At 68.9% G+C, this 14,137-nt stretch carries 10 protein-coding genes; all 10 read right to left on the bottom strand.

Going from position 1 to position 14,137, the window contains the following annotated elements; all coding sequences use genetic code 11:
* Window positions 1-41 precede the first annotated feature (41 nt).
* The 10 genes from chvE to araB all read right to left on the bottom strand — a co-directional run bounded on the left by chvE (window position 42) and on the right by araB (window position 14,069).
* Entirely contained in the window at window positions 42-1,187 is a 1,146-nt protein-coding gene (chvE, locus tag ACTFTM_RS10545; protein WP_449565613.1) for a multiple monosaccharide ABC transporter substrate-binding protein, read from the bottom strand.
* A 208-nt stretch (window positions 1,188-1,395) separates the two neighbouring features.
* Window positions 1,396-2,385 (bottom strand): LacI family DNA-binding transcriptional regulator, encoded by a 990-nt coding sequence (locus tag ACTFTM_RS10540; RefSeq protein ID WP_449565612.1) that lies wholly within the window; start codon window positions 2,383-2,385, stop codon window positions 1,396-1,398.
* A 393-nt stretch (window positions 2,386-2,778) separates the two neighbouring features.
* Window positions 2,779-4,914: a family 43 glycosylhydrolase gene (locus ACTFTM_RS10535; RefSeq protein WP_449565611.1), complete on the bottom strand. Its 2,136-nt coding sequence runs from the start codon at window positions 4,912-4,914 to the stop codon at window positions 2,779-2,781.
* 356 nt (window positions 4,915-5,270) lie between these two features.
* Complete coding sequence (araA, locus tag ACTFTM_RS10530; RefSeq protein WP_449565610.1) at window positions 5,271-6,773, bottom strand: L-arabinose isomerase; 1,503 nt, start codon at window positions 6,771-6,773, stop codon at window positions 5,271-5,273.
* A gap of 26 nt (window positions 6,774-6,799) precedes the next feature.
* Window positions 6,800-7,792 (bottom strand): galactofuranose ABC transporter, permease protein YjfF, encoded by a 993-nt coding sequence (gene yjfF / locus ACTFTM_RS10525; RefSeq protein WP_449565609.1) that lies wholly within the window; start codon window positions 7,790-7,792, stop codon window positions 6,800-6,802.
* Complete coding sequence (locus ACTFTM_RS10520) at window positions 7,789-8,859, bottom strand: ABC transporter permease (protein WP_449565608.1); 1,071 nt, start codon at window positions 8,857-8,859, stop codon at window positions 7,789-7,791. Before ACTFTM_RS10520 ends, yjfF begins: the two co-directional genes overlap by 4 nt.
* The gene (locus tag ACTFTM_RS10515; RefSeq protein ID WP_449565607.1) at window positions 8,856-10,397 is read right to left on the bottom strand and encodes a sugar ABC transporter ATP-binding protein; all 1,542 of its coding nucleotides are present in this window, start codon (window positions 10,395-10,397) and stop codon (window positions 8,856-8,858) included. Before ACTFTM_RS10515 ends, ACTFTM_RS10520 begins: the two co-directional genes overlap by 4 nt.
* Before the next feature lie 187 nt (window positions 10,398-10,584).
* A complete protein-coding gene (locus tag ACTFTM_RS10510) occupies window positions 10,585-11,577 on the bottom strand; it encodes an ABC transporter substrate-binding protein (RefSeq protein WP_421475498.1) in 993 nt (330 codons plus the stop codon).
* A 120-nt stretch (window positions 11,578-11,697) separates the two neighbouring features.
* On the bottom strand, window positions 11,698-12,390 hold the full coding sequence (locus ACTFTM_RS10505) for an L-ribulose-5-phosphate 4-epimerase (protein ID WP_449565606.1): 693 nt from the start codon (window positions 12,388-12,390) through the stop codon (window positions 11,698-11,700).
* Window positions 12,387-14,069 carry a ribulokinase gene (araB, locus tag ACTFTM_RS10500; protein ID WP_449565605.1) on the bottom strand — a complete coding sequence of 561 codons (1,683 nt, stop codon included), beginning with the start codon at window positions 14,067-14,069 and terminating at the stop codon, window positions 12,387-12,389. Before araB ends, ACTFTM_RS10505 begins: the two co-directional genes overlap by 4 nt.
* Between the last annotated feature and the right edge of the window lie 68 nt (window positions 14,070-14,137).

Here is a 14,137-nt window from a genome sequence, read left to right as displayed (position 1 = left end):
CGTCGGGCTCGGCGGGCGACCGCCGAGCCCGACGAGGTGACCTACTTCTTGGCCTGACCGGCGGCGACCTCTTCCGCCGTCCAGTAGCCGGAGTCGATCAGCGTCGCCTTGATGTCGTCCTTGTAGACGGTCGCGATCGGCAGCAGGTACGACGGGACGACCTTGACGCCGTTGTTGTACGTCTCGGTGTCGTTGGCCTGCGGCGTCTTGTCCTGCAGGAACGCCTCGGCGGCGTTCGCGGCCTGGTCGGCCAGCAGGCGGGTGTCCTTGAAGACGGTCGAGTTCTGCACACCGTCGTTGATCAGCTTGATCGAGGCGATCTCGGCGTCCTGGCCGGTCACGACGGGCAGCTTCTTCTTGCCGGTAGCGCTGTAGCCCGCGTTCTGCAGGGCCGTGATGATGCCCCGGGAGATGCCGTCGTAGGGCGACAGAACCCCGTTGACGACCGAGCCGTCGTTGTAGCTGGAGGTCAGCAGGTCCTCCATGCGCTTCTGCGCGGTCTCCTGCTGCCAACGCAGGGTGGCCACCTGCTCCTTGGTGGTCTGCTTCGACTTCACCGTCAGCGTGCCCGCGTCGATGAACGGCTTGAGGGTGTCCATCGCGCCGCCGAAGAAGTACTGCGTGTTGTTGTCGTCCAGCGAGCCGGCGAACAGCTCGATGTTGAACGGACCCTTGGCCGTGCCCTTCGAGCCGTCCTTGTTCTGCAGGCCGAGCCCGACCAGGAGCGCGGTGGCCTGCGCCACGCCGACCTTGTAGTTGTCGAAGCTGACGTAGAAGTCGACGTTCTTGCTGCCGCGGATGAGCCGGTCGTACGAGATGACCGGGATCTTCGCGTCGGCGGCGGCCTGCAGCTGACCGCTGAGCGCCGTGCCGTCGATGGCCGCGATGATCAGGACGTCCGCGCCCTGGGTGATCATCTGGTCGACCTGCTGCGACTGGGTCGGGATGTCGTCGCCCGCGTACTGCAGGTCGACCTTGTAACCCTTGGACTCCAGCTTCGACTTCACCGCGTTGCCGTCGGCGATCCACCGCTCCGAGGTCTGCGTCGGCATCGCGACGCCGATCGTCAGGTCCCCCGGCTTCTTGTCGCTGGTGTTGTCGCCGCTGCCGGCGCCTCCACCACTGCACGCCGCCAGGCTCAACGCCAACGCCGCGCTACCGAGAGCAACCAGGAATTTCCTGCTCACGGGCGTCTCCTCTCCCGATTCCCCCCGCCGACCGCCGGGGCCACCTGTCATCTTTCGGGTAGTGTTAGCGCTCACATAGGGCACGTCAACACTTGATCCGAAATACCGGTGTCACGGTCTCGTAACGGAGACTTCCCCACGCGCACAACCTCGCGCAACCCCTCCCCACAGTTGATCGGCTGTCGCAGGTCACGAGGCATCGACGCGCTCAGCCGCGCGGCGGGGCGACGCTGTCGCGGGCGACCAGGGTCGGCGCGATGGTCTGCCGCAGGGCGCCCCCGCCGTTGCCCGACTCGATCTGGGTCAGCAACATCTGCAGACTCGCCCGCGCCACCGCGTCGAAATCTGGTCGGACGGTGGTCAGCGGCGGAATGAAGTACGCCGCCTCCGGCACGTCGTCGAAACCCACGACGCTGATCTCGGTCGGCACCTTCCGCCCGAACTCGTGCAACGCCCGCAGCACGCCCAGGGCGAGGTGGTCGTTCGCCGTGAAGATGGCGGTGACCTCCGGCATCCGGGCGAGCATCTGCCCGCACCGGTAGCCCGACGCCGCCGACCAGTCCCCGTGCATCAGGGGCGGCGGTACGACCCCCGCGGCCAGCAGGGCCTCCCGCCAGCCCTCGATACGGCCGGCGCTGTCGAACCAGTCGGACGGCCCCGACACGTGCCAGACGGTGCGGTGGCCGGCGTCGAGGAGATGCTGTGTCACCGCCCGCGCGCCCGCCACCTGGTCGACCGTCACCAACGGCACCGGCCGGTGCGGGTCACCGTCGACCGTCACCAGTGGAACGTCCTTGGGTAACCGCTCCAACGCCTCGCCGGCCGACTCGACCGGCGCGATGACCACGATGCCGGCGACCCGGTGCGCCAGGTGCCGTTCGACGGCGGCCGAAATGGATCGGTGGTCCAGGTCGCGTACGCTGCCGACGCTGACGGCGAAGCCCTCCGCCGCGGCGGTCTGCTCCAGGGCGGCCAGCAGCGACGCCGGACCGTAGAGGGTCGTGTTCTGGGCCACCACGCCGATGACCTGCGACCGACCGGTCACCAGGGCGCGCGCGGCGCCGTTCGGGCGGTAGCCGAGTTCGGCGATCGCCGCCCGCACCCGCAACCGGGTCTGCTCGCGCACGTTGGGGTGCCCGTTGAGCACCCGCGACACCGTCTGGTGGGAGACACCGGCCAGACGAGCGACATCTGTCATCGCGGGACCGTGGACGGCCATTTCACTCCCCCCGCCTTCAACCCGACCCGCGGCCCGTCGACGTTGACTGGAGCGGCCCGGCCCGATCCCCCTCGCTCAGCCACCACGCCGGTGCTGAATCGCAGGTGACCAGCGCTGGATCGCCGACAGTCTACGCCAGCCATGCCGCCGAACACGGCACCGCTGAGCACGAACGACACGAGGTGCGCCAGGTGGCTCCGGCAGCTCTTCCCGCCACCGGGCCCGGCACCCTTTGCGGAGGCGGCCGACAACGGGCCGCCGCCCCGCTCCAAGCTCCTGGGCAGAGCGTGGAACAGGGCGGCGGCGGGTCCGCGCCGGCGGCGCGGGTGGTGCGGTCGCGACGTGGTCAGATAACTCGTTGTGTGACCGTCATCACGGTGTGGTCAGGTCGAAGCGGCGGACGGTGACCGCGCCGCCGAGCGACTGGGTCGCGTGGTTGAAGATGGCGAACCGGTAGCCCATGAAGAACTGCCAGTTGTTCGCCAGCGTCAGGGCGTTGCCGAACGACGTGAAGTTGACGCCGTCGGTGCTGTACGAGAAACGCGCCTGCCGGCCCGAGCCCGGTCTGATGTCGGCGTTGGCGCGCAACCAGATCCGGCCACCGGAGACGGCGGTGCTCGCCACCTCGCTGCCGGTGCTGGTGGTGTTCCAGTTGCCGTCCATCGTGAGACCGTTCTGCATGACCAGGCGGGTGGATCCGTTGTCCCGCTTGATACCGATCCAGGCGGACGAGTTGCGCAACACCGCCAGGCCGGTGCGGTCACCGTCGCGCATCGTGGAGTAGTCCAGCTCGATGGTGGCGGTCGAGGTGGGGCCCTGGATCCGGTGCGTCAGCGTGTTGCGTGCCGCGTACAGGTCGCCGGTCACCGTGGCGGTCTGCAGGTTCAGGCCGTTGTTGACCGACCACCGGTTGTTGTCCGGGTTGTGGTTCCACTCCCACTGCGGGCCGAGGGTGGTGCCGGCGAACGTGTCGGTGCCCGTCAGCGGCTTCACCGCCCGCGGCGGCGTCGGCAGGTTCGGCTTCGGGTACGAGCTGCCCCACGCGCCGTTGACGGTCTGCAGCACCGGCCAGCCGTCGCTGGTCCAGGTGATCGGCGCCAGGGCCGGCATCCGACCACCGGGGTACGCGTCGACGAACGACATGTAGTACCAGTCGCCGTTCTGGGTCTGCACGAGACCGCCCTGGTGGGGCACGCCGCCACCCGAGATGGGACCGGGCAGGTTGAGCAGCACCTGACGCTGCTCGTACGGGCCGAACGGGCCGTTGGTCGACTTCAGCACGTACTGGCCGTTGGCCGGCCGGGTGAGCCAGATGTAGTAGGCCCCGTTGCGCTTGTAGAACCGGGCGCCCTCCAGCGTGCCGATGCTCGACGGGGTCTGGTACACCTGCTGGGCGCGTACCTGGGACTTCCCGTCGGCGGAGAGCTGGGCGACGCTGATCGTGGTGTTGCCGTACGCCACGTACATGGTGTCGTTGTCGTCGATCAGCATGCCCGCGTCGTAGTAGCAGTTGGGGATGGTGGTGTGCTTGGTCCAGGTGCCGTCGACGGCCGACGCGGTGTAGATGTGGGTCTGCGCGAAGTCGATGCACCCGGCCCAGTAGTACGTGCGGTTGCTCGGCCGGTAGTTCAACGTCGAGGCCCAGATCCCGTCGACGTACGCGTTGCCGCCGCTCATGTCGTACTTCGAGCCGAAGTCGAGCCGGGGTACGGCGTGCCCGGCGTACTCCCAGTTCACCAGGTCATACGAGCGCAGGACCGGCGCGCCGGGCGAGTAGTGCATGGTGGACGACGTCAGGTAGTAGACGTTGTCCACCCGGATGATGTCGACGTCGGCGAAGTCCTGCCAGATGGCCGGGTTCGAGAACGTGCCGTTCGACGGTGGCGGCGTGGTGGGGGGCGGCGTGGTGGGCGGCGGCGTGGTGGGGTTGCCCCCGCCGTCGACGCGCACGAGCTGCCACTGCTGGTTGGCGCCGTTCCAGTCGTCGTACTGCACGATGTTGCCACCGTCGGCGGTCGAGGCGCCCTGCACCTCCATGACCTTGTTGCTGTTGCGGTTGATCAACCGCACATAGCCACTGTCCGAGTCGGCCAGGCGGAACTGCTGGTTGGTGCCGTTGTTGTCGGACCACTGCACGATCGCCCCGCCATTGGCGGTCGAACGGCCGGAAACGTCCAACACCTTGCCTGACAACCGCGACTTGACCCGGTAGTAGCCGCCGCCCGAATCCACGAACTGCCACTGCTGCTGGTTGCCGTTGTTACGCGTCCACTGCGTGATGCGCGCACCGTCGTTCGTGGCCAGGTTGTAGACGTCCAGCGCCTTGCCACTGTTGCGGTTCACCAGGACGTACCACGCGCTGGTGTCGACGGTCGCCGCCGACGCGGGCGCCGCGGCCACCGCCGCGGCCGCGCCACCGATCACCAGTACCGTCGCGGCGACGGCCAATCTCGACAGCCAGTTGCGCCGACGTGGCGCACCCCGGGGAACCCGACCGATGGAAAGCATGATCCTCCTCTGCTGGCGCGAACCGTGCGGTCTGAGTCGGCGTCCGCGGCACCGGGCGGGGCACCGAGCTGACCACGCCCGGCCATGTGATCGCTAACAGCACGCCCCGGGCGTCCCGGCAGCACGATGCCGACGACGAGGGGTTAGGACGCGCGCACGGCCGGACCAGGCAACGACATCGACCACTTTGACTATAGACTGTGAGCGATAACATGCTCTTAGTCAAGCCGTAACACAACCGGCTCGTGGGCCTGCTAATGCGCGCGGCAGAGCCTGGGCGCGAACCCGAACGGGTGGCCCACCCCGGCCCGCAGGCAGGGGTGGACCACCCGTTTCGTCAACGGCTTCGGCGCAGGTCAGAAGCCGCGGGCCAGCCGGTAGTAGGCCTGGTTCCAGCGGATCTCGTCGGCGAATCGGCGCGCGTTGGTGTCGGCGTCGATGACGACCAGCTCGGTCCGGCTCATCTCGGCCAGGTCGTGCAGCTCCTCGGCACCGACCGCCTGCGACAGCACGGTGTGGTGCGGGGCACCGGCGGTGATCCAGGACTCGGCGGAGACCGGCAGGTCCGGTCGCGGTCGCCAGACGGCGCGGGCCACCGGCAGCCGGCGCAGTGGCTGCGGCGGCGGCACGACGTCGATCTCGTTGGCCACGAGCCGGAACCGCTCCCCCATGTCCGCCAGCCCCAGCACCACTGCCGGTCCGGGCGCGGCGTCGAACACCAGCCGTACCGGGTCCTCGCGCCCACCGATGCTCAGCGGATGGATCTCGACGTTGGGCACGTCGGACGCGATGGTCGGGCAGACCTCGAGCATGTGGGCGCCCAGCACCACTTCCTGGCCCGGCGTGAGGTCGTAGGTGTAGTCCTCCATGAACGACGTGCCGCCCGGAACGCCCACCGACATCGCCTTCACGGTGTGCACCAGGATCGACGTCTTCCAGTCGCCCTCGCCGCCGAAGCCGTAACCGTCCGCCATCAGCCGCTGCACGGCGATGCCGGGGAGCTGACGCAGGCCGCCGAGGTCCTCGAAGTTCGTGGTGAACGCCCGGAAGCCACCGGCCTCCAGGAAGGCACGCATACCCAACTCCAGGCGGGCGGCGTACCGCAGCGAGTCGTGCCGCTCGCCACCGGGAAGCAGTTCGGCGCCCACGCGGTAGGTGTCGCCGTACTCCTTGACCAGCTCGTCCACGTCGGCGTCGGCGACCTCGCCGACCACCTCGACCAGGTCGTTCACGCCGTAGGTGTTGACCGACACCCCGAAGCGCAGCTCCGCCTCGACCTTGTCGCCCTCGGTCACCGCGACGTCGCGCATGTTGTCGCCGAAGCGGGCGAGGCGCAGCGACCGCATCGCCGACCAACCGGTCGCCGCGCGGGCCCAGGCGCCGACCCGTGCGGTCACCCGCGGGTCGCTGACGTGCCCCGCGACGGTCTTGCGGGCCACGCCGAGGCGGGTCTGGATGTACCCGAACTCACGGTCGCCGTGCGCGGCCTGGTTCAGGTTCATGAAGTCCATGTCGATCTCGTCCCACGGCAGCAGGACGTTCGACTGGGTGTGCAGGTGCAGCAGCGGCGTCTGCAGCGCGTCCAGTCCGGCGATCCACATCTTCGCCGGCGAGAACGTGTGCATCCAGGCGATGACCCCGATCGCGCCCTGGGCGGCGGCCTCCCGGCACACCTGCAGGATCTCACCACTGTTGGTCAGGACGGGCTTCCAGACCACCCGGGCGGGAATCTGCGGCGAGTCGTCGAGCGTGGCCGCGATCTGGCGGGACTGCTCGGCGACCTGCCGGAGCGTCTCCTCGCCGTACATGCCTTGGCTGCCGGTGAGGAACCAGATCTCGGGTTCGGGGTGTGGTGCCATGGGGTTGCCTTCCGCGAGAGGGGCGGTCACTTGTAACGGATTCCGATGAGTCGCTGCAGGAGGATGAACGCGAAGAGCAGGCCGCCAATCACGATCTTGGTCCACCAGGAGTTGAGGCTGCCGTCGAACGTGATGAGGGTCTGGATCACACCCAGGACCAGCACGCCGAGCACGGTGCCGAAAATGTAACCCGAGCCGCCCGTGAGCACCGTGCCGCCGATGACGACGGCGGCGATGACGTCCAACTCCATGCCGACGGCGATCAGCGGCGCGCCGGAGAGGGTGTAGAACGACAGCAGGATCCCGCCGATCGCGGAGCACAGCCCGCTGATCGTGTAGACGGCGATCCGGGTACGCCCCAGCGGCAGGCCCATCAGCAACGCCGACTGCGGGTTGCCGCCGATCGCGTACACGTTGCGTCCCAACCGGGTGTAGGCCAGCACGTACGCGGCGACGAGCACCACGGCGAAGGCGATCAGCACACTGATCGAGACGAAGTTGCCCCGGGGATCACCGATCCGCTCCTGCGACATCCTGGTCCAGAAGCCGTCCGTGATCGGGATGGACGAGTCCGAGATGAACGTGCACATGCCCCGGGCGAAGAACATCCCGGCGAGCGTGACGATGAACGGCTGGATGTCGAAGAAATGGATGACGCAGCCCATCAGCAGGCCGATCGTCGGCCCGATGAGCAGCGCGATGACGAGCACGAGCGCCGCCGGCAGGCCCTTGTTCAGCAGGTCCGCCGACACCATCGCCGTCATGGCGACGACGGACCCGACCGACAGGTCGATGCCGCCGGTGAGGATCACGAATGTCATGCCCACCGCGACGACGAGCAGGAAGCCGTTGTCGATGAAGACGTTGAAGATGACCTGCACGTTCGAGAACGCCGTGTACTGGGACACGCCGATGCCGTACATGACCAGCAGCAGGGCGAGCGTGGCCAGCACCGGCACCTGCCGCCGGGGCAGCCGGAACCGGGTGCGGCGGGGGACGGTGAGCGATCCGGTGGTCATGCCGGCACCTGCTCCTTCGGCTTGTCGGCGACGGGGCGCGGCGGTGGGACGCTCCGCTTGCGCCGGCTGAACCGGGCGCGGAAGGCCGGCGCCTGGATGAGGCACACGGCGATGACCACCACCGCCTTGAACAGCAGCGACGTCTGCGGCGAGATGTTCATGGCGTACACCGTGGTGGTCAGGGTCTGGATGATCAGCGCGCCGAGGATGGTGCCACTGAGGTAGAACCGGCCACCGGCGAGGGACGTGCCGCCGATGACGACCGCGAGGATGGCGTCCAGCTCCACCCAGAGGCCGACGGCGTTGCCGTCGGCGCTGGACACGTTGGCCGTCATCATGAAACCGGCGATCGCCGCGCAGGCGGCGCTGAGCACGTACACGAGGAAGATGACCCGGTTGGACCGGATGCCCGCCAGTCGGCTCGCCTCGGCGTTGCCACCCACCGACTCGACGATCATGCCGAGCGCGGTGCGACGGGTGAACGCGGCGACGAGCAGGGCGGCGGCGAGCGCGATGAAGATGGCCAACGGCAGGGTCAGCAGGTGACCCAACCCGATCGCCCGGAACGGCCCCGAGTTGATGGTGATGATCTGGCCCTGGGTGATCAGCTGGGCGAGGCCGCGACCGGCCACCATCAGGATCAGCGTGGCAATGATCGGTTGGATGCCGATCACGGCCACCAGCACCCCGTTCCAGGCCCCCAGCACCAGCGAGATCCCGAACGCCATCGCGAGCGCGGTGAACACCACGGCGAGGCTGTTCTGGTCGGACTGCTTGCTGATGTACATGCAGGCGACCGCACCGCTGATCGCGCAGATCGAGCCGACCGACAGGTCGATTCCGCCGGTCGAGATGACGAGCGTCATGCCCAGCGCCACGAGGATCAGCGGGGCGCTCAGCCGCAGGATGTCGATCGGCGTGCCGTACAGGTGCCCGTCCTTGAGCTCGATGGACAGGAACCCGGGCCGGTAGATCGTGTTCGCGGCGAGCATGACCACCAGCACGGCGATCGGCCAGAACAGCCGGTGACTGATCATCGTCCGATAGCGGCCCTTGGTGTCGTTCATCGGTCCGCCTCCTCCCGCTGGGATCCACTCGCGATCGTCTGCATGATGCGCTCCGCGTCGAGGTCCTCGTTGTTGGCGAGCTGCGCGACCATCTGCCGGTCCCGCATGACCGCCACCTTGTGGCTGAGGCGCAGCACCTCCTCCAGCTCGGCCGAGATGAACAGCACCGCCATCCCACCGTCGGACAGTTGCGCCACGAGCCGTTGGATCTCGGTCTTCGCGCCGATGTCGATACCGCGGGTCGGCTCGTCCAGGATGAGCAGTCGCGGTTCGGTGATCAGCCAGCGGGCGAGGAGCACCTTCTGCTGGTTGCCGCCGGAGAGGTTGCGGACCGGCACCTCCGGGTCCGCCGGACGGATGTTGAGCGCCTTGACGTACTTGTCGACCAGCTCGTCCTGACGGCGGCGCGGGATGGGCCGCAGCCAGCCCCGCGCGGCCTGCATGGCGAGGATCATGTTCTCGCGTACCGACAGGTCGGGGACGATGCCCTCCGCGCGACGGTTCTCCGAGCAGAAGCCGACGCCCTGGTCGATGGCCTGCGCGGGGGTACGCAGACTGCTCGACGTGCCGTCGATCGCGACCTGACCACCGTCGGCCCGGTCGGCGCCGAAGAACAACCGCGCCACCTCGGTACGCCCGGAGCCCAGCAGGCCGGCGAGGCCCACCACCTCACCGGGGTGGATGGTCAGGCTGAACGGCTCGACCGCGCCCGCCCGGCCCAGCTTCGACACCGCCACCAGGGGGGTGCCCTCCTCGATCGCGGCCAGGTCGCGCCGCGAGTGCTCCTCGATCCCTTCGAGGACGTCGAGTTCCTTGCCGATCATCTTCTCGACGAGGCCGAGTTGGGGCAGTTCGGCGGTCAGGTACTCGCCGACGAGCCCCCCGTTGCGCAGCACCGTGATGCGGTCGGCGATCTCGTAGACCTGGTCGAGGAAGTGCGTCACGAACAGGATCGCGATGCCCTCGTCACGGAGCTGCCGCATGATGCGGAACAACTGCGCGACCTCACCGGCGTCGAGGCTGGACGTCGGCTCGTCCAGGATCAGCACCCGGGCCTGGATGTCGATCGCGCGGGCGATCGCGACCATCTGCTGGATCGCGAGGGAGTACGAGCCCAGCGGCGCGCTGACGTCGAGGTCGAGGTCGAGGCGGCTCAGGAGCGCGCGGGCGCGGCGGCGGACCTCGCCCCAACGGACGGCGCCGAACAGCCGTGGCTCACGCCCGATGAAGATGTTCTCCGCCACCGAGAGGTTGGTGCAGAGGTTGACCTCCTGGTAGACGGTGCTCACCCCGGCGGCCGTCGCCTGCATCGGCCCGCTGAAGGACACCGGCTCGCCGCCGAGGGTGATCGTGCCCTCGTCGGTGTCGTAGACGCCGGTGAGCACCTTGATGAGGGTCGACTTGCCGGCGCCGTTCTCGCCCATCAGGGCGTGCACCTCGCCGGGGAAGAGCCGGAAGTTGACGTCGTGGAGTGCACGCACCCCGGGGAAGGACTTGCTGATCCCGGTCATCGTCAGGACCGGACGGCTATCCGTCATCCCATCAGACCTCTTCTGGGGGTTGTCGACGCGGATGGGCCGTTGCGCTCCCACCGCGCCCGCCCGGCCCTTCACCTGGGCGCGGGCGGGCGTGGCGCGGGTCGTCGCGGGTCATGCCCGGTCCGTTCGGGTTTACGGGGCGACGCGGCGGGGCCGCCACGCGAGCGCGGCGACCCCTCCTCGTCGATCAGTACTTGCGGTTGGGCAGAGCCTCCTTGGCCTGCTCCTGGGTGAAGGTGGTCTCCTCGGTCTCGATCCGGGCGGGCACCGTCTCACCCGCGTGGACCTTCTTGGCGAGGTCCATCAGCTGTGGGCCGAGCAGCGGGCTGCACTCCGCGATGAAGTTGAACTTCCCGTCGGCGAGAGCCTGCATACCGTCCTTGACGGCGTCGACCGTGATGATGGTGATGTCCTTGCCCGGCACCTTGCCGGCCGCGGTGATCGCCTCGAGAGCACCCAGACCCATGTCGTCGTTGTGCGCGAACAGCACGTCGATCTTCGGGTTGGCCTTGAGGAACTGCTCCATGACCTGCTTGCCGCCCGCCCGGGTGAAGTCACCCGGCTGCGAGGCGATGATCTTCAGGTTCGGGTTGGCGGCGATCGCCTCGCCGAAGCCCTTCTTGCGGTCGTTCGCCGGAGCGGCACCGGTGTTGCCCTGCAGCTCGACGATGTTGACCGGACCCGTGGCGCCCTTCTTCTGCTCCACCAGCCACTCGCCGGCGAGCCGGCCCTCCTTGACGAAGTCCGAGCCGAGGAAGGTCTTGTAGAGGCTCTTGTCGGCCGAGTCGACCGAGCGGTCGGTCAGGATGACCGGGATGCCGGCGTCCTTGGCCTCCTTGAGCACGGTGTCCCATCCGGACTCCACCACCGGCGAGAAGGCGATGACGTCCACCTTCTGCTGGATGTAGTTGCGGATGGCCTTGATCTGGTTCTCCTGCTTCTGCTGCGCGTCGTCGAACTTCAGCTCGATGCCCGCCGCGGCTGCCGACTCCTTGATCGAGGTGGTGTTCGCCGTACGCCATCCGCTCTCGGCGCCGACCTGGGAGAAGCCCATAGTGATCTTGCCGTCGTCCTTGGACCCGCCGCCGCCGGTGTCGCTGTTGCCGCAGGCCGCCACGCCGCCGATGAGCAGCACACTGGCGAGGACCGCGATAGCGCGCTGCGTTCGCATCTTTCTCATCAGATCTCCTTGGCTGGGTGTGGTGGGGACCGCGTCAGCCGCCGACGAGCAGAGGTGGCGTACGCGGGTGGTGCGTGCTGGTGCGTCGGTGGAGCAGACCGGCGGGCCGTGTGGAGACGGTCAGGAGCCCGCCGGTGCGACTGGTTGTTGGCCGTAGACGTTCTGGTATCGGTGGTAGAGGGCGTCGATGTCGGCCTGCGCGATCGGCACGGGCTGACCGAGGGTCCGCGCCAGGTACGAGGTACGTGCCACGTCCTCGCACATGACCGCGGCCTTGACCGCCGCGCGGGCGTTCCGGCCGATGGTGAAGACGCCGTGGTTGCGCATGAGCACGGCGGGCGAACGGTGCCCGGAGAGCGTGGCGACGATGCCCTTGCCGATGTCGTCGCCGCCGATCAGCGCGAACGGGCCCAGCGGGATCTCCCCGCCGAACTCGTCGGCCTGCGCGGTGAGGTGGCAGGGGATCGCCTCGCCGCAGGCGGCCCAGGCGCTGGCGTACGAGCTGTGCGTGTGCACCACGCCGCCGACCTCGGGCATGGCGCGGTAGACGTAGGCGTGGGCGGCCGTGTCGCTGGACGGCGCCAGGTCGCCCTCGACGAGGACGCCGTCGAGGTCGCAGACCACCATCGTCTCGGCCGTGAGGTCGTCGTAGCCCACACCGCTCGGCTTGATGACCATCAGGTCCTGGCCGGGAACCCGCGCGGAGACGTTGCCGGACGTCCAGGCGACCAGGTTGTACCGGGTCAGCTCGCTGTGCAGGCGGGCAACGGTTTCGCGCAGCTCGGCGATCTGTCGGCTCACCTCTGCGTTCATGCGACGACCTCCAGCGGGGCCTCGTGCGTGGCCACGGCGGCCTCTACCGCCGCGTTGCGGATCGCCCGGAGGCGGAGCATGACGTCGTTGCCGCCGCGACCGAAGTGGTCGTGCAGCGCCCGGTACTCGGCGTACAGGGCGTCGTAGGCGCGGGCCCGCTCCGGGTCCGGCGTGTAGACGGCCTCGTGCACCCGCCCCATCGCCTGGGACGCCTCGTGGATCGACGGGTACGCCCCGGCGGCGACGGCGGCGTGGATCGCCGAGCCGAGCGCCGGCCCCTGCGCGGACGCGATGATGTTCAGCGGGCGCTTGGTCACGTCGGCGTAGATCTGCATCAGGAGCTTGTTGTTGGTGAGGCCACCCGCGATCACCAGGTCGTTGACGGGCACCCCGGCCTCGACGAAGGCGTCGATGATCATCCTGGTGCCGTACGCCGTGGCTTCCAGCAGCGCCCGGTAGATGTCCTGCGGGCGGGTGGCCAGGGTCATCCCGACGATCATCCCGCTGAGGTCGTGGTTGACCAGCAACGAGCGGTTGCCGTTCCACCAGTCCAGCGCGACCAGGCCGTGCGCGCCGACCGGTTGGCTGGCGGCCAGCTCGGTGAGGCGTTCGTGCGAGGCGAGCCCGGCGGGCGCGCCGTGCTCGACGAACCAGCCGAAGATGTCGCCGACACCGCTCTGGCCGGCCTCGTAACCCCACGCACCCGGGCTGATGCCGCCGTCGACCACGCCGCACATCCCGGCGACCTCGGCCGGGTGCTCGCCGTTGACCACGTGGCAGGTGGACGTGCCCATGATGGCGACCAGCCGACCGGGCTGTACGGCCTGGGCGGAGGCCGCGGTGACGTGCGCGTCGACGTTGCCGACCGCCACGGCGATCCCCTCCGGCAGGCCGGTCCAGGCGGAGGCGCTGGCGGTGAGCGTGCCGGCCCGGGCGCCGAGCGGCAGCAGCGGACCGTCGAGCTTGGCCACGAAGTCGCCGAAGTCGGGGTTGAGCGCGGTCAGGAAGCTCTCGGACGGATACTGCCCGTCCTGCAGGATGCCCTTGTAGCCGGCGGTGCAGACGTTACGGGTCTCGGTGCCGCTGAGCTGCCAGACGATCCAGTCGGCGGCCTCGATGAACCGCTCGGCCCGGTCGTAGATCTCCGGGTCCTCCTCCAGGATCTGCAGGCCCTTGGCGTACTGCCACTCGGCGGAGATCTTCCCGCCGTACCGGCCGATCCACGGCTCCGCCCGCTCGTGGGCCAGCGCGTTGATCCGGTCGGCGTGTGGCTGCGCGGCGTGGTGCTTCCACAGCTTGACCCAGGAGTGCGGCCGGTCACGCAGCTCGGGAATCTCGCAGAGCGGGGTGCCGTCGGCGCGCGTCGGGAGCACGGTGCACGCGGTGAAGTCGATGCCGATGCCCACCACCGCCGCGGGGTCCACCCCGGCCGCGGAGAGCGCGGCCGGGACGGCGTGGCGCAGCACGTCGCGGTAGTCGTCCGGATTCTGCAGCGCCCAGTCCGGGGGCAGCGGCCGACCTCCCGGCAGCGTCTCGCTGATGACCCCGTCCCCGTACTCGTGCACCGCGGTCCCGAGCTCGGCACCGTCAGAAACCCGGACCACCAGGGCCCGCCCGGAGAGAGTGCCGAAATCGACACCCACGACGTAGCTTTCGGCAGCTCCGCCCACACGCTCCATGTTCACCTCCACCGTTAACGGGGATAGTGTTAACGCTCACATCCAGCCTCGTCAAGACATCTACCTGC

The sequence above is a fragment of the Micromonospora sp. RB23 genome, from assembly GCF_053585025.1.
Note: the sequence above shows the minus strand (reverse complement) of the source record. Positions and strands in the feature narration are given on the sequence as shown.